Here is an 18,749-nt window from a genome sequence, read left to right as displayed (position 1 = left end):
GCTACGAGCCGCGTTGAGGAGACCGGCCATCCTGCCTAGCTGCCGTCACGCAGCTGAGCGATCGTCACCGCCCCGCGGCGCAGCGCCTCATTGGCCAGACGGACGCGGCGGTCGCCCTCGGTGGGGATGGCGAACTTGTCGTAGAGATTCTGCAGATGCTGTTTGACGGCTGCCTCGGTCACGAACAGCTCGCCGGCCATCCGGCGCACCGAGGCCGGCTCGGGGAACGGGTCATCGGAGACAAGGGGGCGGCACAGCACCACCAGCACGTCGACCTCGCGCCTGGTCAGCCGCGGCGGGAGTTCCGAGGGCTGAGCGGCTCTGGTCTCCTCGTCGCGCGGTCCTTCGCCGGAGTCCCTGACCTCCCAGAAGATCAGTTTGGTCTTGCCGACGCGCACCTCATCCTTGGAGCGCAGGACCCGTTCTGCGGAGATCCGTTCTCCGTTGAGAAAGGTGCCGTTGCGACTGCCCAGATCCCTTATCGACCACGCGAACCCGAGATTTTCGAAGACCGCGTGCAGCCGCGAGACGGTGTCGTCGTGATCGAGCGAAATGTCGTTCGTCGAAGCCTTACCGAGGGTCACTCGCTGGCCGCTGAGCGGGATCATGTCCCGCCCCGACGGCTTCGACACCTCCAGATGGGAAGACATGTCGACCTCCTGTCCGGGTCATTCTCACCCAGACACGAGGTCTGTGGTGTCTAACGCGCCCGTCGATCACGCACGCGGCGTGCGATGGGTGGGTCGCCACGCGGCGGGGGTGAACCGCCGGACCGTCTTGGTTTGCAGGACGGGGGTCCACGGCCACTCACTGCGGCCACGGCCGCGCGGCGCCTTCAGGAACGCCAGCCCCAGAACCAGCCCGAAGATAAGATGCCCGAGAAGGGTGATCGTCACCGTGGCGGGGTTCAGCTCAAACATCATCTCCTGGCCACGGGGCAGTAGCGCGACTGTGGCCATCAGCCCGGCCCAAGTGGGGAAGACGGCGAAGGCGACCGAGGCCAGGACCGCCTTGACCTTCGACCATCGGTCGATGCCCAGTGCGAACGCGACGACGAAGAAGGCGACCCCCAACCCGCCTGCATCACCGATGTAGCGCCACACGTAGCCGACCGCCGCACTGCCCGCGGTGTCCGGTTCGCCGGTGACGAACGACCCCATCACCGGTATGAAGTCGCCCATCAATCCGAGGACGTGCACGGCGAACAGCCGGGCCCCGTCGTAGACGATGCAGGCCACCATGCCCGCGATCAAACCGCGCCCGACGATCACGTCGGTCCGGTGCGGCGCGAACACGACGAGCGTCGCGTACACAGCCAATAGCACGATGACGACGATCGACGTGGTGCCCTGCGAGATCAGGCCGGACACGTCCGCCGAGATCCCCAGGATCGGTATGGACGCCAGCACGAGGACCAGCGCCATCCGGGCGATATCCCACTTGGTGGGCCGCCCGGTATCGAGGGCGCTTAGGTTGGCATAGCGCTGGCGCACCGTGTTGGCGACAGTGCCGATGACGGGCAGATCGACCGGGCGCAGCCGCGTCGTCTTGGCCTCGTTGCCGATGACCGGGGCCGGCAGCGGCTTCACCGGCAGATCGCCGGGACGCAGCCGCACTGTTTGATCTGTAGCGAACATGAGATTCTTGATGTCGTGTCGGTGCTGAGGGACTCATTCATAGTCGTGATCAGGACGGATGCGCGGAATCGCTGGTCGGTCAGATTTCAGCCGGCCGAAGGGGCGGGTTTGCTGTCCGCCAGGTAAGTACTCCAGGCCGACAGGTCAGGTAGTTCACCACTCGTGGCATGGGGCCGGCGAGTTCATAGCGTTGCCGGTGTCTGATATCCGCTCCTGGAAAGGGACCGACGATGTCCATCGCTATGCCGGTGACGACCAGGGCGAACACCCGGATCCTTCGGTTGCAGGGCGGCGGTCTACGGTTCCTCGATGCTCACGACATGTCGCATAGGGACTTCCAGGTCGTCACCACGCCGTTTCAGGGCTTCGACGGCACCCAGCATTGGCGGGTGACCGATCTGGGAGGTGGTCTGTGCACCATCCAGCAGGTCAGCAGCGGCCGCTTCCTCGACGCACACGAGACATCAGGTCTGGACTTCCGCGTGGTCACGCGCCCGCGGCAGCGCAACGACAGACAGCGCTGGTACATCCAGGACCTCGGGGGTGGCTTCGTCACGGTTCAGCAGGCGAGCAGCGGCCGCTTCCTCGAGGCCACTGTCCATGGGGACTTCCGCGTGGTCACGCGGCCGCTGGGCGACACTGAGCAGACCTGGCGGATCGGCGATCCGTAACTTGTCGGTGGCTCGAACTACTGTTCGAGCCATGAGTTCGAAAGACGACATCAGCACCGCACTGGACGTCATCAAGGCCGGCCAGAACAGGCTGCTCGGCATGCCGCTGCACGCCTTGACGTGGTCGGAACGGATAGAGCTCCTGCAGCAGGTCGACGAGCTGGGCAAGGAGCTGGTGGCCTTCGACCGTCTGCTGCTCGGCCGGCTGATCACGCAAGCCCCGCCTCCCCGGTTCGGGGGCGCCTCGTGGTCCGAGGTCTTATCGCGGCGGCTGCGGATATCCCGGGCTGAAGCCGAGCGGCGGGTCGCGTCGGCGATCTACTCGCCCGGTGCGGACAGGCCGTCGGCCTAGCTCAAGCCCGCACGTTAGTCAGCCCCGCTCGGGCTGGCGCTTCAACACCCACGCCGGCACCCAGTGCGTGACCGATCGCCGCTTGGGGCCGTAGGCGATGGCATAGGTGACCAGACCCCACCAATAACCCTGTTCGCAGATGCCCCAGCAGGTCAGCCTGCCCTCGACGACCGCGTGCATCTGCAAGCCGGCGGGGTTGTAGCCGCCGCGGCTGTGCGGCTCGCGCGGGAACAGTGCAGCGAGGTCGAGGAGGACGGCCATCGGCGGTTCGACCGGCCGGAAGGCTTGTTGCACGGGTTGGCCGTTGTAGCCGATGGACTGGAGCTCGCCCACCGTTCGATCATACGTTCGAAACGGCTAAGCTGGAATCCGATGTACATACCGCGCAAGTTCGCGCTGACCGACGAGCACACCGCAGCGGCGCTCGCGGCGGTCGAGTTCGCGCAACTCGTCAGCCACGGCCCCTCGGGACTGTTGGTGACACCGCTGCCGCTGATGTACGACGCGAGCGCCCACTCGCTCGTCGGCCATGTCTCCCGGGCCAACCCGCACTGGCACGCCGAGGGCGCCGAGTCGGTTGCGATCTTCGCAGGCCCGCACGCCTACATTTCGCCCAGTTTCTATGCGACGAAGACGGACACCGGCAAGGTCGTTCCCACGTGGAACTACGAGATCCTCAATGTCTACGGGCGCCTGGTCATCCACGACGATGCCGACTGGTTGCTCGACCTCGTCACCAAGCTGACCAACCGCCACGAGGCGGCCCGACCCGAGCCGTGGCAGGTGACCGACGCGCCCGAGTCGTATACGCAGTCACAACTGCGCGGAATCGTCGGAGTCGAGCTCGCTATCGCGAAAGTCGAAGGCAAGGCGAAGATGTCGCAGAATCAGCCGGACTCGAATCGCGCCGGTGTCATCGCCGGCCTGCGGGAGTCCGACGCACCGCAGGATCAGCTCGTCGCCGACCGGGTGGCCGCCTTCGAGGAGGGCAACACGAACGCGAACGGCCGCGGGTAGCCCACTCCCGTCAGGCGCGAGCGCCGCACCGCATCCAGGGACGCGGGCCGTAGCTCCCCGGACGACGGCTCGTAACACGACAAGGTGTCCCCGCTGACGCCGACGATCAGCACCCAGTGCCTCGGAATGATTCGGCCGACGAGCATCGCGACCGGCCAGTCCGCCCCGACGTGATGCAACACGTCGGTCAGCCGATCGCGTCGTCCGCGGAACAACCGCCACCGGTATCTGACGCCTCGCACCTCCGTGCGCGTGGTGAGCGCACGGGCGATCCCCATCGGGGTGGTCCCGAGCATGCGCGGCCAGACGCGGTTCACCTCGGTGTGGATCCGAAGCTGCTCGTCGTCGAACCAGGCTTTGACTGCTCCTCGCGTGTGCGGGCTGTGCGGTGAGCCGGTCAACGCCTTGCGGTAGGCCGGGTCGACGAGCGCGCCGGCCACCACCGCGATGCTGGGACCGCACGTGGTGGAGTCGCGCTGCCGTAACCGCAGACCTTCGATCTTCATATCCACCTAAAGGTTAGGGTGCGATATGCGGCTATCCACTCGAAATCAGCTGAGCGGGACCATCACCGAGGTCAACCTCGGCGCTGTGATGGCGACGGTCAAGGTCCGCCTCGACGGCGGCGACCAGGTCGTCACGGCATCGATCACCAGGGACGCCGTTGAAGACCTCGGCCTGGAGGTCGGCAAGCCCGCGACGGTGCTGATCAAGTCGACCGAGGTGATGATCGGGGTCGACTAGTTTGGAGTCAGACCCGCGGATCACCCGCGATCAGCCCCTCGCCGCGCTCGCGTAGTTCGACCTTCCTGATCTTGCCCGTCACCGTCATGGGGAACTCGTCGATGACCTGGACGTAGCGGGGAATCTTGTGGTGCGCGATCCGGCCCGCACAGAACGCGCGCAGGCTCTCCGCGGTCGGCGGTTCCGCGCCCTCGCGGATTTGGACCCACGCCATCAACTCCTCCCCGTACTTCTCGTCGGGCACGCCGACCACCTGCGCATCGACGATGTCGGGATGGCCGTACAGAAACTCCTCGATCTCGCGCGGGTAGACGTTCTCGCCGCCTCGGATCACCACGTCCTTGATCCGGCCGGTGATCGCGACGTAGCCGTCGTCGTCCATCACCGCGATGTCACCCGTGTGCATCCACCCGTCGGCGTCGACCGCCTCCGCAGTCTTCTGCGGGTCGTTCCAGTAGCCGGCCATGACGCAGTAGCCCCTTGTGCACAACTCACCCGGCGTGCCGCGCTCGACCTGCGCGCCGGATTTCTGGTCGACGACCTGAATCTCGGTGTGTCGCACAGCCCTTCCCACGGTGGTCAACCGCCGTGCAAGGCTGTCGGTCGGCCGCGTCTGGGTCGACATGGGTGACGTCTCTGTCATCCCGTAACAGATCGTCAACTCGCTCATGTGCATTCGGTCGATGACGCTGCGCATCGTCGCCTCCGGACACGTCGATCCCGCCATTATCCCCGTCCGCAGGGTGGTCAGGTCGAAGTCGTCAAAGTTCGGCAGACCCAGCTCGGCGATGAACATCGTCGGCACCCCGTACAACGACGTACATTGCTGCGCTGCAACGGCTTTCAAGGTGGCCTCCGGATCGAAAGCGGGCGCCGGAATCACCATTGTCGCGCCGTGTGTGGTGCACGCCAGGTTGCCGAGCACCATCCCGAAGCAGTGGTAGAACGGCACCGGAATGCAGACCCGGTCCTCCTCGGTGTACCCCAGCCCTTCGCCGACGAGGTAACCGTTGTTGAGGATATTGTTGTGGGTCAGCGTGGCGCCCTTGGGAAATCCCGTGGTGCCCGACGTGTACTGAATGTTGATAGGGTCGCTCGGCATCAACCCGGACTGCACCCGCGCGAGCGCATCGGCGTCGGCCACGGTGTCGGCGATCTCCTGCCACGGCTCCCACCCGATCACCACCACGTCGCTGAGCGCGGGACACCGTGCGCGCACGTTGTCGAGCATCGACGCGTAGTCGGACCCCTTGAACGACGGCGCCGCGAACACCGTGCACATCGAGGCGTTGTTCAGTGCGTACTCGAGTTCGTCGGTTCGGTACGCGGGGTTGATGTTGACCAGGATCGCGCCGACCTGCGCGGTGGCGTACTGGATCATCGTCCACTCTGCGCTGTTCGGCGACCAGATGCCGATCCGGTCGCCCGGCTTGGTGCCGCGCTCGATCAGTGCGGTGGCGATCCTTCTGGTCGCTTCGTGAAGCTCGCTGTAGGTCCAGCGGCGGCCGGTCGCGCACTCGATGAGCGCCTCCCGGTCGGGGAAGGTCGCCGACGTTCCGGCCAGGTTGTCGCCGATCGTCTCGTCGAGCAGTGGCGGGCTGGTGGCTCCGGCGTCATAGGACAACATGCGACGGGCTCTCAATCTCTCTGCTCCTCGCGTCCGCGGTCAATCTCTCTGCTGCTCGCGTCCGCGGTCAATCTCTGCTCCTCGCGTCCGCGGCTCCCACCGTGGATTTTCGCTGATCGCGGGGTATTCGACACCGTAATTCGGATCCGAAAGGCGAGGGTGGGGAAATGTCAATAATGGTGACGCCGTCATGAGCTTCGATTTGACGCCCACAGGGGCGCAGCACGATTTGGCACGACGGGCGCATGAGTTCGCCGCCGAGGTGGTCCGTCCGGTGGCCGCCGACTATGACGCCCGACAGGAGTTTCCCTGGCCGGTGCTCGAGGAGGCCGCCGAGCGAGGCTTTTACAGTCCACTGTTCTATCGCGACCTCATCGGTGATCCCACCGGGCTGTCGCTGCCGATGTTCATGGAGGAGCTGTTCTGGGGATGCGCCGGCATCGGACTGGCCATCGTGATGCCCGCATTGGCGTTGTCGGCGATCGGCCAGGCGGCATCACCCGAGCAGATGCTCCAGTGGGCACCGGAGTGCTTCGGTTCGCCCGGCGATCTCAAGCTCGCCGCCCTCGCCATCTCCGAGCCAGAGGGCGGCAGCGACGTCCGCAACTTGCGCACCCGGGCCAAGCGCGACGGCGACGACTGGATCATCGACGGTCACAAGATGTGGATCGGCAACGGCGGCATCGCCAACGTGCACGTGGTGAACGCCGTGGTCGACCAGGAACTCGGCCATCGTGGCCAGGCTCTGTTCATTGTGCCCGGCGGTACTCCGGGGTTGGAGATGGTGCGCAAGCTGGACAAGCTCGGCTGTCGCGCGTCGCACACCGCGGAGCTGAAGTTCAACGCCGTTCGGGTGCCGGGCGCCAACCTGCTCGGGGGGCAGGAGAAGCTCGAGCACAAGCTCGCCCGTGCGCGCGAGGCCATCGAAGGCGGTAGGCATTCGGGGTCCGCGACGATGGGAACATTCGAGCAGACGCGGCCGATGGTGGCCGCGCAAGCACTCGGCATCGCAAGGGCCGCAATGGAATATGCGACCGAGTACGCCAACCGGCGCGAGGCCTTCGGCGCGCCGATCATCGACAATCAGGGCATCGCCTTCCCGCTCGCCGACCTGGTCACCGCGATCGACGCCGCGCGTCTGCTGACCTGGCGGGCGTCCTGGATGGCCGCCAGCGGTGTGCCCATGGAGCGTGGCGAGGGCTCGATGTCGAAGCTGGCCGCCAGCGAGGTCGCGGTGCGGACCACCGAACGGGCGATTCAGACGATGGGCGGCTGGGGTTACATCAAAGACCATCCGGTGGAGAAGTGGTATCGGGATGCCAAGCTGTACACGATCTTCGAGGGCACCAGCGAGATCCAGCGGGTCGTCATCTCCAACGCGTTGGGCGCCGCCGACGGGAAGCCGCCACTGCACTTCGACCTCGAACCGTCCGGAGGCCCGTTGAATCGGATGTTCGGGCGCGGCACACCGGTTCGCACCCAGGTGGCGAACGCCGCACTCAACGCCAAGGACCACCTGCCTGCGCCCGTGATGCAGCTGGCGATGAAGGTGCTGAAGCCGCCGAAGAAGTAGCGTGACGACATGGGCGTCAGGATGATGGAACTGCTCACCGGCGGTCTCAATGCGCTGCGGTACGAGCCCACCGCCAAGCGAATTCGGGTCTTCCTCGCCGGTGAACCGGTGGCCGACACCAAGGACGCGCGATTGGTCTGGGAGCCCCGCCGGGTCGTACCCACCTATGCCGTTCCCGCCACCGCGCTGACGACGCGACTGCTCCCTGCGGGCGCCGAGTCGGGCGACGACGAAACCGGCTTCCGGCTTCCAGATGTCAGCGAGCGCCCGCTGCTCGACCCGTCGGTGCCCTTCTCGGTACACAGCTGTGCCGGAACGGCTTTCGATGTCATCGCCGGTGACGAGACAGCGGGTCGGGCGGCGTTTCGGCCCGACGACGCCGACCTCGCCGACTACATCGTCCTCGACTTCGACGCATTCGAGTGGCGTGAGGAGGACGAGCCGATCATCAGCCATCCGCACGATCCGTTCGGCCGTATCGACGTTCTCCGCAGCAGCCGCCACGTCCGGATCGAGTACGACGGCACGCTGCTGGCCGAATCGTCGCGGCCCAAGCTGTTGTTCGAAACACTGTTGCCCGTGCGCTTCTATCTACCGCCCGAAGACGTCTCGGTACGCCTCGAGCCGAGCGACACGACCACCTACTGCGCGTACAAGGGTCGTGCCTCCTATTTGTCGGTGCCCGACGGCCCTCTCGATGTGGCGTGGACCTACCACGAACCGCGCCACGATGCCGAGCAGGTGCGAGACCACATCTGCTTCTTCGACGAGCGCGTCGACGTGCTGGTCGACGGTGTGCCGCGGGTACGGCCGGTCACACCGTGGAGCGAATGAACCTGTCCAGCATTTCCTGGCGCGTGCGCAGGTTTCGGCGCATCGTGAGCGGGCATCACGAAGCAAAGCGACGGGAGGAGTTCTGATGCGCGCAGTCACTTGGCAGGGCCGCCGCAACGTGTCGGTCGACGATGTGCCGGACCCGGTCATCAAGGAACCCACCGACGCGATCATCAGGGTGACCAGCACCAACATCTGCGGGTCCGACTTGCACCTCTACGAGGTCCTCGGAGCCTTCATGACTCCCGGCGACATTCTCGGCCATGAGGCGATGGGAGTCGTCGAGGCCGTCGGCAGAGAGACCGGCGACCTGCAGGTCGGCGACCGCGTTGTGATCCCGTTCAACATCTCCTGCGGGCACTGCTTCATGTGCCACCACGGCCTGCAAAGCCAATGCGAGACGACACAGAACCGCGACCAGGGCACCGGCGCGGCACTGTTCGGCTACTCGAAGCTCTACGGCGAGGTACCCGGCGGGCAGGCCGAGTATCTGCGTGTCCCACAAGCCCAGTACACCCACATCAAGGTGCCGCACGACGGTCCCGACGAACGCTACGTCTACCTCTCCGACGTGCTGCCCACCGCATGGCAGGCCGTCGAGTACGCGAACGTGCCGCAGGGCGGCACTCTGGTGATCCTCGGCATGGGCCCGATCGGTTCGATGGCGTGCCGGGTCGCACGACAGCGCCACGACTGCCGCGTCATCGGCGTGGACATGGTGCCCGAGCGGGTCCAGCGGGCACGTGAGATGTGCAGCGACGTCATCGACATGAACCTCGACGACCCCGTCGCGGTGGTGCGCGATTCCACCGAGGGCAGGGGCGCCGACTCGGTGATCGACGCCGTCGGGATGGAGGCCCACGGTTCGCCGATCGCCGAAGCCGCGCAGACGGCCGCCGCCTTCCTGCCGTCGCCGATCGCCAGGGTGATGATGAAGAACGCAGGCATCGACCGTCTTGCCGCGCTCAACTCCGCGATCGCCATGGTCCGTCGCGGCGGCACCATCTCGTTGTCCGGTGTCTACGGCGGCGCTGCAGACCCGATCAACATGATGACGTTGTTCGACAAGCAGGTCAGTCTGCGGATGGGGCAGGCCAACGTCAAGCGCTGGGTGCCCGACATCCTTCCGCTGCTGACCGACGACGATCCGCTCGGCACCGAGGAGTTCGCAACGCACCGCTTGCCGCTCAACGCCGCACCGGACGCATACGAGAAGTTCCAGAAGAAACAGGACGGCATGATCAAGGTGGTGCTGACGCCCTGACCGGCGGTTGAAGCCGCAACGCTCGGGTACTACTCCGCTATGGATCAATCCTCGGCACCGATCCTGGACGCACTGGTCGAATACCGGAAGGCCAATCGCTACGGGTTCACCCCGCCCGCCCATCGGCAGGGCCGCGGCGTCGACCACCGCGTGCTGTCCGTGCTGGGCCTTGAACCGTTCCAGGACGACCTGCTGGCGACCGGCGGTCTGGACGACCGGCGCAGCCGCGGCAAGTTCCTGCAACAGGCCGAGGACCTGATGGCCGAAGCCGTTGGCGCCGACATGGCGTGGTTCTCCACCTGCGGCAGTTCGCTGTCGGTGAAGGCGGCCATGATGGCGGTCGCAGGCGGCGCCGAGGGCGGCCTGCTGGTCAGCCGGGACAGCCACAAGTCCATCGTGGCCGGCCTCATCTTCTCCGGCGTCCAGCCGCGGTGGATCACCCCGCGCTGGGACGCCGAACGGCACTTCTGCCATCCACCGTCCCCCAAGGACGTCGAGGAGGCGTGGCAACGCCACCCCGATGCCGCTGGTGCCCTGATCGTCAGCCCGAGCCCCTACGGCACCTGCGCCGACCTCGAAGAGATCGCCGCGGTGTGCCATGCCCGTGGCAAGCCGCTGATCGTCGACGAGGCGTGGGGCGCGCATCTGCCGTTTCACGAAGATCTGCCGACGTGGGCGATGGATGCGGGCGCCGACGTATGCGTGGTGAGCGTGCACAAGATGGGCGCCGGCTTCGAGCAGGGCTCTGTCTTCCACCTGCAGGGTGACCTTATCGACAAGGACCGGCTCTCGGCGTGTGCCGACCTGCTGATGACCACGAGCCCCAACGTCCTGGTGTACGCGGCGATGGATGGGTGGCGACGGCAGATGGTTGAGCACGGCCACGAACTGTTCGACGCCGCATTGAGTCTCGCGGAGAACGTGCGTGCCGACATCGAGCAGGTTCCCGATCTGCACGTTCTCGATGACGAGCTGATCGGCGTCGAAGCCAGCCATGACCTGGACCGTATGCAGCTGATGTTGGATGTGTCGGAAACCGGCACATCGGGTTATCAGGCAGCCGACTGGCTTCGGGAGAACAAGCAACTCGACATGCACCTGGCCGATCACCGCCGGATCTGCGCCTGCCTGTCGTTCGCCGACGACAAGTCCACCGTTGACCGCCTGGTCGACGCGCTGCTGGCATGGCGCAGGGCGGCGCGGGACTTCGACCCACCGACCCCGGTCGATCTGCCCTCGCCGAAAGAAATCGAGCTGGAAACCGTGGCGCTGCCCCGTGACGCGTTCTTCGGTCCGGTCGAGATGGTTGCCGCGAGCCAGGCCTGCGGACGGATCGCCGCCGAACAGATCACGCCGTATCCGCCTGGCGTTCCCGCCGTCGTGCCGGGCGAGCGGCTCAACGACGCCGTCATCGACTACCTGCGGACCGGCCTCGCGGCGGGAATGACGCTTCCCGACCCCGCCGACCCGTCACTCGAGACGTTCAGGGTCGTCGCACAAAACTAACCGGTACCCCTGGTTTCGATTGCGAGAGATCTGGCAACATTACCGACCGGTAAGAAGTTTCCTCCGAGACTCACAGGTGGAGCACATGACGGGTTCAACGGAGATCTCAATACTTGCCGCCGCGGGGAGCGAGGGTGGCGGCGCCGCGATCGGCCAGGTGATCGGCATGACGGTGGTCGCGCTGGTCATCGGCGCGCTGCTGTGCTGGATCGGTTACCTGCACCGGGCGCGCAAGATCACCTGGGTCAACAACGTCGCCGAGTACGCCGGCCGCAAGTTCAAGCGGCCCCCGTGGGTGGCGGTGCCGATCGCGCTGTTCATCGCGACGCTGATCTGCGCGCTATTCGGTTTCATCTGGGACGTCAGCCTGCACATCGGCAAGGGCCGCGACCCAGGGCCGCTGGCCAACCCGGCGCACTACTTCATCCTGGTCGGGCTCTTCCTGCTCTTCGTGGCGGGCTGCGCGGCGATCATCCTGCCGTACGAGAAGCCAGGGCCGTTCGCGGTCCGCATCACCAAGGACTGGTACGCGCCGGTCGGTGGTTTCCTGATGGCCGGCTGCGGCCTGTACGCGCTGACCGGCTTCCCGCTCGACGACATCTGGCACCGCATCTTCGGCCAGGACGTCACGCTGTGGGGGCCGACTCACCTGATGATGATCGGGGGCGCCGGGTTCTCGACGATCGCTGCGCTGCTGCTTGAATACGAGGGCGATCGGGCGATGGGCGCCGACAAGCCCAAGGATGGCGTCTTTCTCAAGTCTGTCAGATACCTCGGCTTCGGCGGCATCATCATCGGTTTGTCGGTGTTCCAGATCGAGTTCGACTTCGGCGTGCCCCAGTTCCGTCAGGTGTTCCAGCCGATGCTGATCGCGGCGGCCGGGGCATTCGGTCTCGTCGCAGCCCGAATGATGCTCGGCCGCTTCGCCGCCATCTTGGCCGCCCTGTTCGCGATCTTGCTGCGCGGCCTCGTCGCGCTCGTCGTCGGCCCGATCCTGGGCTCGCCGATCAACTGGTTCGCGCTCTATCTCGGCGCGGCCGTAGTCGTCGAACTCGTGGCACTCACGCCGGTCTACAGACGCCCGATCGTCTTCGGCGCCGTCAGCGGCCTTCTGGTCAGCACCGTCGGGCTATGGCTGGAGTCGTTCTGGATCGACGCCGTCTACCACTACCCGTGGCCGTCGAGCATCTGGCCCGAGGCGCTGTTGATGGCCGTACCGGTCGCCGTGCTGACCGGCGCATGTGGCGCGATGCTCGGCATGGTGCTCACCGACCAACGACTACCCGCTCGCGCCATCAGCATCGGATTGGTCGCATTGACCGTCCTGGTCATCGGCGGCGCCACCGCCAACGGTCTGCGTTACGAGGTACCGCAGAACGCCACCGCCACCATGACACTGACGGAGGCACCCGGCTCGGCTCCCGACAAGCGCATGGTGACCGCGGACGTGCGGATCAACCCGCCGAACCTGATCAGCGAGGACCCGAACTGGGTTTCGGTCCTCGGCTGGCAGGGCGGCCTGGCCAACCAGCGCGGCATATTCATCGACAACCTCGAGAAGCTCGGTCCCGGCCACTATCGCTCCACGCAACCGATGCCTGTCTACGGCAAGTGGAAGACGCTGCTACGCGTGCACGACCGCCGTATCTTCACCGCCGTACCGATCTTCCTGGCAGGCGACCCCGGTATCGGCGCGCCGGAAATACCGGCACAGGCCACGATGACGCGTCCGTTCGTCCCCGAGATCACCATCCTTCAGCGCGAGCGCAATCCGGATACGCCCATGGCGCTGTGGACCATCGGCGGCCTGGTGGTGCTCGTCTGCACGCTGATCATGATCGGCGGGCTCACCTGGGGCGCAGGCCGGATCAACAGAAGCCAGCCCACCGATTCGAAGACGGAGTTGCAGCCATCGGCGCAAGCATGACCGACGGCAGCGTGACGGTACTGGCCCATCATGGCCTGCTGCTCGCGATACCCGCGTTCGTCCCGGCATTCATGGTGGCCGGCGTCATCTTCTACATCGCGATGAAGGACCGGCGGAACCGAGAGCCTCACAGCCAGCAGCCAGGGTCCGACCACCAAGATGAAAACTCGTGACTATCAACAATCGCGATATGCGACTCTTCGCCCTGTCGGCTGTCGGTGTGCTGCTGATCGCCGGCTGCGGCGGCGGGTCCGACAACTACGCACAGGGTTCCTCGTCTTCCTCGCAGCCGTCGACGATCAGTCCGTCGGACATGTCGAACCAACAGGCACCGCCCGACCGGCTGCTGATCGACGTCACGATCAAGGGCGGTGAGGTCACCCCTACCAACGCGCAGCTGCAGGCCAAGGCGAAGGAGCCCATTGTCGTGCGGGTGGACAGCGACGTGGCCGACGAGCTACACGTGCACTCGACGCCCGACCACAAGTTCAACGTCGAGGCCAAGCCGGGCCAGCAGTTCCAGTTCACGGTCGACGTGCCCGGCAACGTCGACATCGAACTGCACCATCTGGACAAGACGATCGCAACGGTGCAAGTCCAGCCGTGACCGACGGATCCGTCGCGGTGCTGGCCCATGGCCTCGGCGGGTCGACGGATCTTCCGATCCCCTACGCGTACGCGCTCATCGGCGCTGCATGGGCGCTGACCTTGACCTTTGCCGTAGTGGCGTTCGCATGGCGGCAGCCCCGGTTCGACCCGGACAAACCTGGCCGTCCGTTGCCGCAGTGGGTGACGACGGTGGTCGACTCACGGATCACCCGGTGGCTGCTGGCCGCGGCGGGCCTCGTGTTCGCCAGCTGGGTGACGATGGCGGCATTGTTCCGGGGACCCGAGAACAATCCGACCGCGGGCGTCTTCTACGTGCTGATGTGGATCGGGCTGGTGGCGTTGTCGCTGGCGATCGGGCCGATCTGGCGCGCCATCTCACCGGTGCGCACGATCTACCGATTGCTGCGCGTCGCTCGCCTGCCCTCCGGGCGCGGATATCCCGCGCGGCTGGGCTACTGGCCCGCAGCTTTGGGCTTGTTCGCGTTCGTCTGGCTGGAGCTCGCCAGCCCGGACCCCGGCTCACTCGGTGCGATCAAGCTCTGGCTGTGGATCTACATCGTGGTGACGCTGACGGGCGCGATCGTCTGCGGCGAGAAATGGTTCGGCCGGGCCGACCCGTTCGAGGTGTACAGCGTCGTCGCATCACGTTTCTCGGCGTTTCGCCGTAACCCGCACAGCGGTCGCATCGAGATTGGGAACCCGTTCGACCATTTGCCCTCACTACCCGTACGCCCGGGCACCGTCACCGTTCTCGCGGTGCTGCTCGGATCCACCGCTTTCGACAGCTTCTCGGCGTCGCCCGACTGGCGCAACTTCGTCGACCATGTTGCACACAGCGGCGCGGCTGCCAGCGTGATGCGCACGGCGGGATTATTGGTCTTCATCACCGTCGTGGTGGTCACGTTCTGGTTTGCGGCGCGGACCACCGGCGGGGTCGACAAGGACACCAAACGGCGGCTCCCCGGCGAGATGGCGCACTCGCTGATTCCGATCGTGCTCGGATACATGTTCGCTCACTATCTGTCCTATCTGGTGGAAAAAGGGCAACAGACGTTCATCGCCCTCGCCGATCCGCTGGGCCGCGGCTGGAACCTGCTCGGCGTCGGCCACGCCGAGGTGAACTATGTTCTGTCCCTTCATCCTTCGGTGTTGGCCACGATCAAGGTCTGCTGCGTCGTCGGCGGACACATCGCCGCGGTGGTGGCCGCACACGACCGCGCACTGCGCATTCTGCCGAAGGGATATCAGCTGACTGGGCAGCTCGCCATGATGCTGGTGATGGTCGGCTACACCTTCACCGGGCTGTACCTGCTTTTCGGCGGATGAACGAAACTCCGATTCGTCACACCACTTGTCGCGATGTCATTTACATTGACGATGTGCCGGGCGACGACACCATTGAGCGAGCGTTAGCAGGGGGTTCGCCGCAACGGGTCGGCTGGTTCCGTTTCCATTTCGCCGACGAACGGTGGGAGTGGTCGGACTGGGTGCAGCGGCTGCATGGCTACGAGCCGGGCACCATCGTGCCCACGACGCAACTGGTGCTGTCGCACAAGCATCCCGACGATTATGTTGAGGTCGCTGCCACGCTGGACGAAATCCGGCGCACCCACCGGACATTCAGCACACGTCACCGCATCATCGACACCACGTCGATGGTGCACGACGTGATCGTGATCGGTGACCGGCTCTACGACGACAACGGCGACGTGATCGGCACACATGGCTTCTATGTCGACGTAACGGAGACGGGCAGGCGCCGCGAGGAGTTGGTCAGCGCCGCGGTTGCCGAGATCGCCGAGAACCGGGCCGTCATCGAACAGGCCAAGGGCATGCTGATGTTGATCTACCGGATCAGCGGCGAGTCCGCATTCGAGCTGCTGAAGTGGCGATCGCAGGAGACCAACGTCAAGCTTCGGGTGCTGGCCGACCAGATGCTGGCCGACTTCGCAGAGCTGACCTATGAGGAATTGCTGCCGCCGCGCGCGACGTTCGACCACCTGCTGCTGACGGCGCATCAGCGGGTGGAGGCGAACGAGCCGACGGCCAAAACGGCGTCGTAAAGTTGGGCCCATGCGGGCGCTGTTGATCGTCGACGTGCAAAACGACTTCTGCGAAGGCGGCTCCCTCGAAGTGGTGGGCGGCCAGTCCGTCGCCCACGCCATCAGCGACTACCTGGCCACCCCTCGCGGCTACCACCACATCGTGGCCACGAAGGACTTCCACGTCGATCCCGGCGACCACTTCTCCGACAGCCCCGATTTCGCCGCGTCGTGGCCCCCGCACTGCGTGGTCGGAACAGCGGGCGCCGATTTTCATCCGCAGTTCGATCACACGACGGTCGAGGCCGTGTTCACCAAGGGCACGCACTCGGCGGCATACAGCGGATTCGAGGGCACGGACGAGTCCGGCACGTCGTTGGTGGTTTGGCTCCGGCAGCGCGCAATCGACGAGGTCGATATCGTAGGGATAGCCACCGACTACTGCGTGCTGGCTACCGCGACGGACGCGGCCGCCGAAGGCTTCACCACCCGTGTGCTGCTCGACCTGACCGCCGGCGTCGCACGAGAGTCCAGCGCCAAGGCCGTCGAGGACATGCGCGCCCAAGGCGTCGAGGTGATCCGCTCAGCGGCCTGACGCACACATCGATGCCCGCAGCCGGTTCAGCGTGATGGTTGCCACATCGCGGTGGATGTCGACGAGCAGAGTCCGGTAAGAGGGCAGGTCGGCACTGTTTGGCACGCGGACTACCTCCCGTCGGTCACGGTCGACGACTTTGGTTGTGATGCTCCCCCACTGGGCATCCCCGTATGGTCTCGTTGGTCCCGTCAATTTTGGAGTGTGTTCGTTGACCCGAGCTGCTACCCCGCAGTCCGCCGCGCCGGAGATCTGGCCTGGCAAGGCGTATCCCCTTGGCGCCACCTTCGATGGGTCCGGTACCAACTTCGCGGTGTTCAGCGAGGAGGCGGCGAAGGTCGAACTGTGCCTTTTCGACCCCGACGGCGTCGAGACCCGGCTGACGCTGCCCGAAGTCGACGGGTTCGTCTGGCACGCGTTCATCCCGGGCATTCAGCCGGGTCAGCGGTACGGCTACCGGGTGCACGGCCCATACGATCCGTCGGCCGGTCAGCGGTGCAATCCGAACAAGCTGGTGCTCTGCCCGTACTCGAAGGCGATCGACGGCACCTTCGACTGGAACCAGTCGCTGTTCGGGTACAACTTCGGGGATCCGGACAGTCGCAACGACGATGACTCGGCGGCCAGCATGCCGAAGTCGGTGGTCATCAACCCGTACTTCGACTGGGGAGTGGACCGGCCGCCGGGTCACGAGTACGCCGACTCCGTGATCTACGAGGCGCACGTGAAGGGCCTCACCCAGACGCACCCCGATATCCCGGAGAACATTCGCGGCACCTACGCCGCGATAGGCCACCCGGCGATGATCGAGCACATGAAGTCGCTGGGGGTGACGGCCATCGAGCTCATGCCGGTACACCACTTCGCGAACGACTCCACGCTGATCGAAAAGGGCCTGTCCAACTACTGGGGTTACAACACCATCGGGTTCTTTGCTCCCGACCCCAAGTACAGCAGCAACCCCGCGCCGGGCGGGCAGGTGCAGGAGTTCAAGGCGATGGTGCGCGCGCTGCACGAGGCCAACATCGAGGTGATCCTCGACGTTGTCTACAACCACACCGCCGAGGGCAACCACATGGGCCCGACGCTGTCCATGCGCGGCATCGACAACGCCGCCTACTACCGCCTCGTCGACGACGACAAGCGCTATTACATGGACTACACCGGCACAGGTAACAGCCTCAACGTCGGACACCCGCACTCGTTGCAGCTGATCATGGACTCACTGCGCTACTGGGTGACCGAGATGCACGTCGACGGCTTCCGATTCGACCTGGCCTCGACGCTGGCCCGCGAGTTCTATGACGTCGACAAGCTGTCGACGTTCTTCGAACTGGTTCAACAGGATCCGACGGTCAGCCAGGTGAAGCTGATCGCCGAGCCGTGGGACGTCGGGCCCGGCGGGTACCAGGTCGGCGGCTTCCCGCCGCAGTGGACGGAGTGGAACGGCAAGTACCGCGACACCGTCCGGGATTACTGGCGCGGCGAGCCTGCCACGCTCGACGAGTTCGCGTCCCGGCTCACCGGCTCGGCCGACCTGTACGAGAACACCGCTCGCAGGCCGGTGGCGTCGATCAACTTTGTCGTCGCACACGACGGGTTCACGCTGCGCGATCTGGTGTCCTACAACGAGAAACACAACGAAGCCAACGGCGAGGACAACAACGACGGCGAGAGCCACAACCGGTCATGGAACTGCGGCGTCGAGGGCCCCACCGATGATCCTGAGGTCAACGCGCTGCGGGCCAGACAACAGCGCAACTTCCTGACCACGCTGCTGCTGTCGCAAGGAGTGCCGATGATCGGGCACGGTGATGAACTCGGCCGCACACAACAGGGCAACAACAACGTCTACTGCCAGGACAACGAGCTGTCGTGGATCGACTGGGACACCGCCGATCAGGGTCTGATCGAATTCACCCGGGCGGTATCGGCGCTACGCGCCGCACATCCGGTGTTCCGCAGGCGACGCTTCTTCAGCGGGCGCCCCGTGCGGCAGCGCGGCGGCCCGAAGCTGCCCGACATCGCGTGGTTCGCGCCTGACGGTTCGGAGATGGCCGACGAGGACTGGGATTCGGGGTTCGCCAAGTCGCTCGGGGTCTATCTCAACGGCCAGGGCATCCCCGATCTCGATGTGCGTGGTCAACGGGTCACCGACGACTCTTTCGTGTTGTTCTTCAACGCCCATCACGAACCGATCGACTTCACGCTGCGCGATCTCGTCTCCTATAACGAAAAACACAACGAGGCGAACGGCGAAGACAACCGCGACGGCGAAAGCCACAACCGGTCGTGGAACTGCGGCGCCGAAGGGCCGGTGGACGATCCGGCGGTGAACCGCTTGCGGGCGC

General features: G+C 65.6%; 20 protein-coding genes. 15 read left to right on the top strand and 5 right to left on the bottom strand.

From position 1 onward, the window contains the following. Positions 1-35: 35 nt before the first annotated feature. Positions 36-650, bottom strand: a complete 615-nt coding sequence (locus QOC76_RS13750; RefSeq protein WP_526357389.1) for an FHA domain-containing protein — start codon at positions 648-650, stop codon at positions 36-38. A 66-nt stretch (positions 651-716) separates the two neighbouring features. Next, complete coding sequence (locus tag QOC76_RS13745; protein ID WP_526357388.1) at positions 717-1,637, bottom strand: hypothetical protein; 921 nt, start codon at positions 1,635-1,637, stop codon at positions 717-719. A gap of 230 nt (positions 1,638-1,867) precedes the next feature. On the opposite strand from QOC76_RS13745, the gene QOC76_RS13740 reads away from it, so the two are divergent. Next, positions 1,868-2,308 (top strand): RICIN domain-containing protein, encoded by a 441-nt coding sequence (locus QOC76_RS13740; protein ID WP_526357387.1) that lies wholly within the window; start codon positions 1,868-1,870, stop codon positions 2,306-2,308. Between the two features lie 31 nt (positions 2,309-2,339). Next, positions 2,340-2,660, top strand: a complete 321-nt coding sequence (locus tag QOC76_RS13735) for a DUF222 domain-containing protein (protein ID WP_526357386.1) — start codon at positions 2,340-2,342, stop codon at positions 2,658-2,660. An 18-nt stretch (positions 2,661-2,678) separates the two neighbouring features. Here the strand turns inward: QOC76_RS13735 and QOC76_RS13730 are convergent, their stop codons facing one another. Next, on the bottom strand, positions 2,679-2,993 hold the full coding sequence (locus QOC76_RS13730; RefSeq protein ID WP_526357385.1) for a hypothetical protein: 315 nt from the start codon (positions 2,991-2,993) through the stop codon (positions 2,679-2,681). 39 nt (positions 2,994-3,032) lie between these two features. On the opposite strand from QOC76_RS13730, the gene QOC76_RS13725 reads away from it, so the two are divergent. Then, complete coding sequence (locus tag QOC76_RS13725; protein ID WP_526357384.1) at positions 3,033-3,677, top strand: FMN-binding negative transcriptional regulator; 645 nt, start codon at positions 3,033-3,035, stop codon at positions 3,675-3,677. Here QOC76_RS13725 and QOC76_RS13720 read toward each other — a convergent pair. Next, positions 3,611-4,183 carry a hypothetical protein gene (locus QOC76_RS13720; RefSeq protein WP_526357383.1) on the bottom strand — a complete coding sequence of 191 codons (573 nt, stop codon included), beginning with the start codon at positions 4,181-4,183 and terminating at the stop codon, positions 3,611-3,613. The two genes, QOC76_RS13725 and QOC76_RS13720, sit on opposite strands and share 67 nt — an antisense overlap. Positions 4,184-4,208: 25 nt before the next feature. Between QOC76_RS13720 and QOC76_RS13715 the strand changes: the two genes are divergently transcribed. After that, on the top strand, positions 4,209-4,421 hold the full coding sequence (locus QOC76_RS13715) for a TOBE domain-containing protein (RefSeq protein WP_526357382.1): 213 nt from the start codon (positions 4,209-4,211) through the stop codon (positions 4,419-4,421). Positions 4,422-4,428: 7 nt separating this feature from the next. Here QOC76_RS13715 and QOC76_RS13710 read toward each other — a convergent pair whose 3' ends face one another. Then, entirely contained in the window at positions 4,429-6,048 is a 1,620-nt protein-coding gene (locus tag QOC76_RS13710) for an AMP-binding protein (RefSeq protein ID WP_526357423.1), read from the bottom strand. Positions 6,049-6,238: 190 nt separating this feature from the next. On the opposite strand from QOC76_RS13710, the gene QOC76_RS13705 reads away from it, so the two are divergent. From QOC76_RS13705 to glgX, 11 genes are all read left to right on the top strand, one after another. Then, positions 6,239-7,621 carry an acyl-CoA dehydrogenase family protein gene (locus QOC76_RS13705; RefSeq protein ID WP_526357381.1) on the top strand — a complete coding sequence of 461 codons (1,383 nt, stop codon included), beginning with the start codon at positions 6,239-6,241 and terminating at the stop codon, positions 7,619-7,621. Positions 7,622-7,630: 9 nt separating this feature from the next. Beyond that, positions 7,631-8,455 carry a DUF427 domain-containing protein gene (locus tag QOC76_RS13700; protein ID WP_526357380.1) on the top strand — a complete coding sequence of 275 codons (825 nt, stop codon included), beginning with the start codon at positions 7,631-7,633 and terminating at the stop codon, positions 8,453-8,455. Between the two features lie 85 nt (positions 8,456-8,540). After that, positions 8,541-9,719, top strand: coding sequence for a zinc-dependent alcohol dehydrogenase (locus QOC76_RS13695; RefSeq protein ID WP_526357379.1), 1,179 nt, complete (start codon positions 8,541-8,543; stop codon positions 9,717-9,719). Between the two features lie 39 nt (positions 9,720-9,758). Further along, entirely contained in the window at positions 9,759-11,225 is a 1,467-nt protein-coding gene (locus QOC76_RS13690) for an aminotransferase class I/II-fold pyridoxal phosphate-dependent enzyme (protein WP_526357378.1), read from the top strand. 85 nt (positions 11,226-11,310) lie between these two features. Beyond that, entirely contained in the window at positions 11,311-13,152 is a 1,842-nt protein-coding gene (locus QOC76_RS13685; protein ID WP_526357377.1) for a hypothetical protein, read from the top strand. Further along, positions 13,149-13,325 (top strand): hypothetical protein, encoded by a 177-nt coding sequence (locus tag QOC76_RS13680; protein ID WP_526357376.1) that lies wholly within the window; start codon positions 13,149-13,151, stop codon positions 13,323-13,325. The genes QOC76_RS13685 and QOC76_RS13680 overlap by 4 nt, the downstream gene beginning before the upstream one ends. A gap of 17 nt (positions 13,326-13,342) precedes the next feature. Beyond that, positions 13,343-13,759, top strand: a complete 417-nt coding sequence (locus QOC76_RS13675; protein ID WP_526357422.1) for a hypothetical protein — start codon at positions 13,343-13,345, stop codon at positions 13,757-13,759. Further along, the gene (locus QOC76_RS13670; RefSeq protein ID WP_526357375.1) at positions 13,756-15,087 is read left to right on the top strand and encodes a hypothetical protein; all 1,332 of its coding nucleotides are present in this window, start codon (positions 13,756-13,758) and stop codon (positions 15,085-15,087) included. Before QOC76_RS13675 ends, QOC76_RS13670 begins: the two co-directional genes overlap by 4 nt. A 53-nt stretch (positions 15,088-15,140) precedes the next feature. Next, the gene (locus tag QOC76_RS13665) at positions 15,141-15,824 is read left to right on the top strand and encodes an ANTAR domain-containing protein (RefSeq protein ID WP_526357374.1); all 684 of its coding nucleotides are present in this window, start codon (positions 15,141-15,143) and stop codon (positions 15,822-15,824) included. A gap of 10 nt (positions 15,825-15,834) precedes the next feature. Further along, positions 15,835-16,398, top strand: coding sequence for an isochorismatase family protein (locus tag QOC76_RS13660; protein WP_526357373.1), 564 nt, complete (start codon positions 15,835-15,837; stop codon positions 16,396-16,398). A gap of 211 nt (positions 16,399-16,609) precedes the next feature. After that, positions 16,610-18,749 (top strand): glycogen debranching protein GlgX (glgX, locus tag QOC76_RS13655; protein WP_526357372.1); only part of this gene is annotated, 2,140 nt, incomplete at its 3' end.

This window comes from Mycobacterium sp. (assembly GCF_032159565.1).
Taxonomy (GTDB): domain Bacteria; phylum Actinomycetota; class Actinomycetes; order Mycobacteriales; family Mycobacteriaceae; genus Mycobacterium.
This window is presented reverse-complemented; position numbering and strand designations above follow the sequence as displayed.

What these genes read in the sequence shown, in the direction of transcription:
- QOC76_RS13705 (WP_526357381.1), top strand. Translation starts at nt 6,239, where the DNA reads ATGAGCTTCGATTTGACGCCCACAGGGGCGCAGCACGATTTGGCACGA.
- QOC76_RS13735 (WP_526357386.1), top strand. Translation starts at nt 2,340, where the DNA reads ATGAGTTCGAAAGACGACATCAGCACCGCACTGGACGTCATCAAGGCC.
- QOC76_RS13675 (WP_526357422.1), top strand. Translation starts at nt 13,343, where the DNA reads ATGCGACTCTTCGCCCTGTCGGCTGTCGGTGTGCTGCTGATCGCCGGC.
- QOC76_RS13750 (WP_526357389.1), bottom strand. Translation starts at nt 650, where the DNA reads ATGTCTTCCCATCTGGAGGTGTCGAAGCCGTCGGGGCGGGACATGATC.
- QOC76_RS13700 (WP_526357380.1), top strand. Translation starts at nt 7,631, where the DNA reads ATGGGCGTCAGGATGATGGAACTGCTCACCGGCGGTCTCAATGCGCTG.
- QOC76_RS13725 (WP_526357384.1), top strand. Translation starts at nt 3,033, where the DNA reads ATGTACATACCGCGCAAGTTCGCGCTGACCGACGAGCACACCGCAGCG.
- QOC76_RS13690 (WP_526357378.1), top strand. Translation starts at nt 9,759, where the DNA reads ATGGATCAATCCTCGGCACCGATCCTGGACGCACTGGTCGAATACCGG.
- QOC76_RS13660 (WP_526357373.1), top strand. Translation starts at nt 15,835, where the DNA reads ATGCGGGCGCTGTTGATCGTCGACGTGCAAAACGACTTCTGCGAAGGC.
- QOC76_RS13685 (WP_526357377.1), top strand. Translation starts at nt 11,311, where the DNA reads ATGACGGGTTCAACGGAGATCTCAATACTTGCCGCCGCGGGGAGCGAG.
- QOC76_RS13715 (WP_526357382.1), top strand. Translation starts at nt 4,209, where the DNA reads ATGCGGCTATCCACTCGAAATCAGCTGAGCGGGACCATCACCGAGGTC.
- QOC76_RS13720 (WP_526357383.1), bottom strand. Translation starts at nt 4,183, where the DNA reads ATGAAGATCGAAGGTCTGCGGTTACGGCAGCGCGACTCCACCACGTGC.
- QOC76_RS13680 (WP_526357376.1), top strand. Translation starts at nt 13,149, where the DNA reads ATGACCGACGGCAGCGTGACGGTACTGGCCCATCATGGCCTGCTGCTC.
- QOC76_RS13695 (WP_526357379.1), top strand. Translation starts at nt 8,541, where the DNA reads ATGCGCGCAGTCACTTGGCAGGGCCGCCGCAACGTGTCGGTCGACGAT.
- QOC76_RS13745 (WP_526357388.1), bottom strand. Translation starts at nt 1,637, where the DNA reads ATGTTCGCTACAGATCAAACAGTGCGGCTGCGTCCCGGCGATCTGCCG.
- QOC76_RS13740 (WP_526357387.1), top strand. Translation starts at nt 1,868, where the DNA reads ATGTCCATCGCTATGCCGGTGACGACCAGGGCGAACACCCGGATCCTT.
- QOC76_RS13710 (WP_526357423.1), bottom strand. Translation starts at nt 6,048, where the DNA reads ATGTTGTCCTATGACGCCGGAGCCACCAGCCCGCCACTGCTCGACGAG.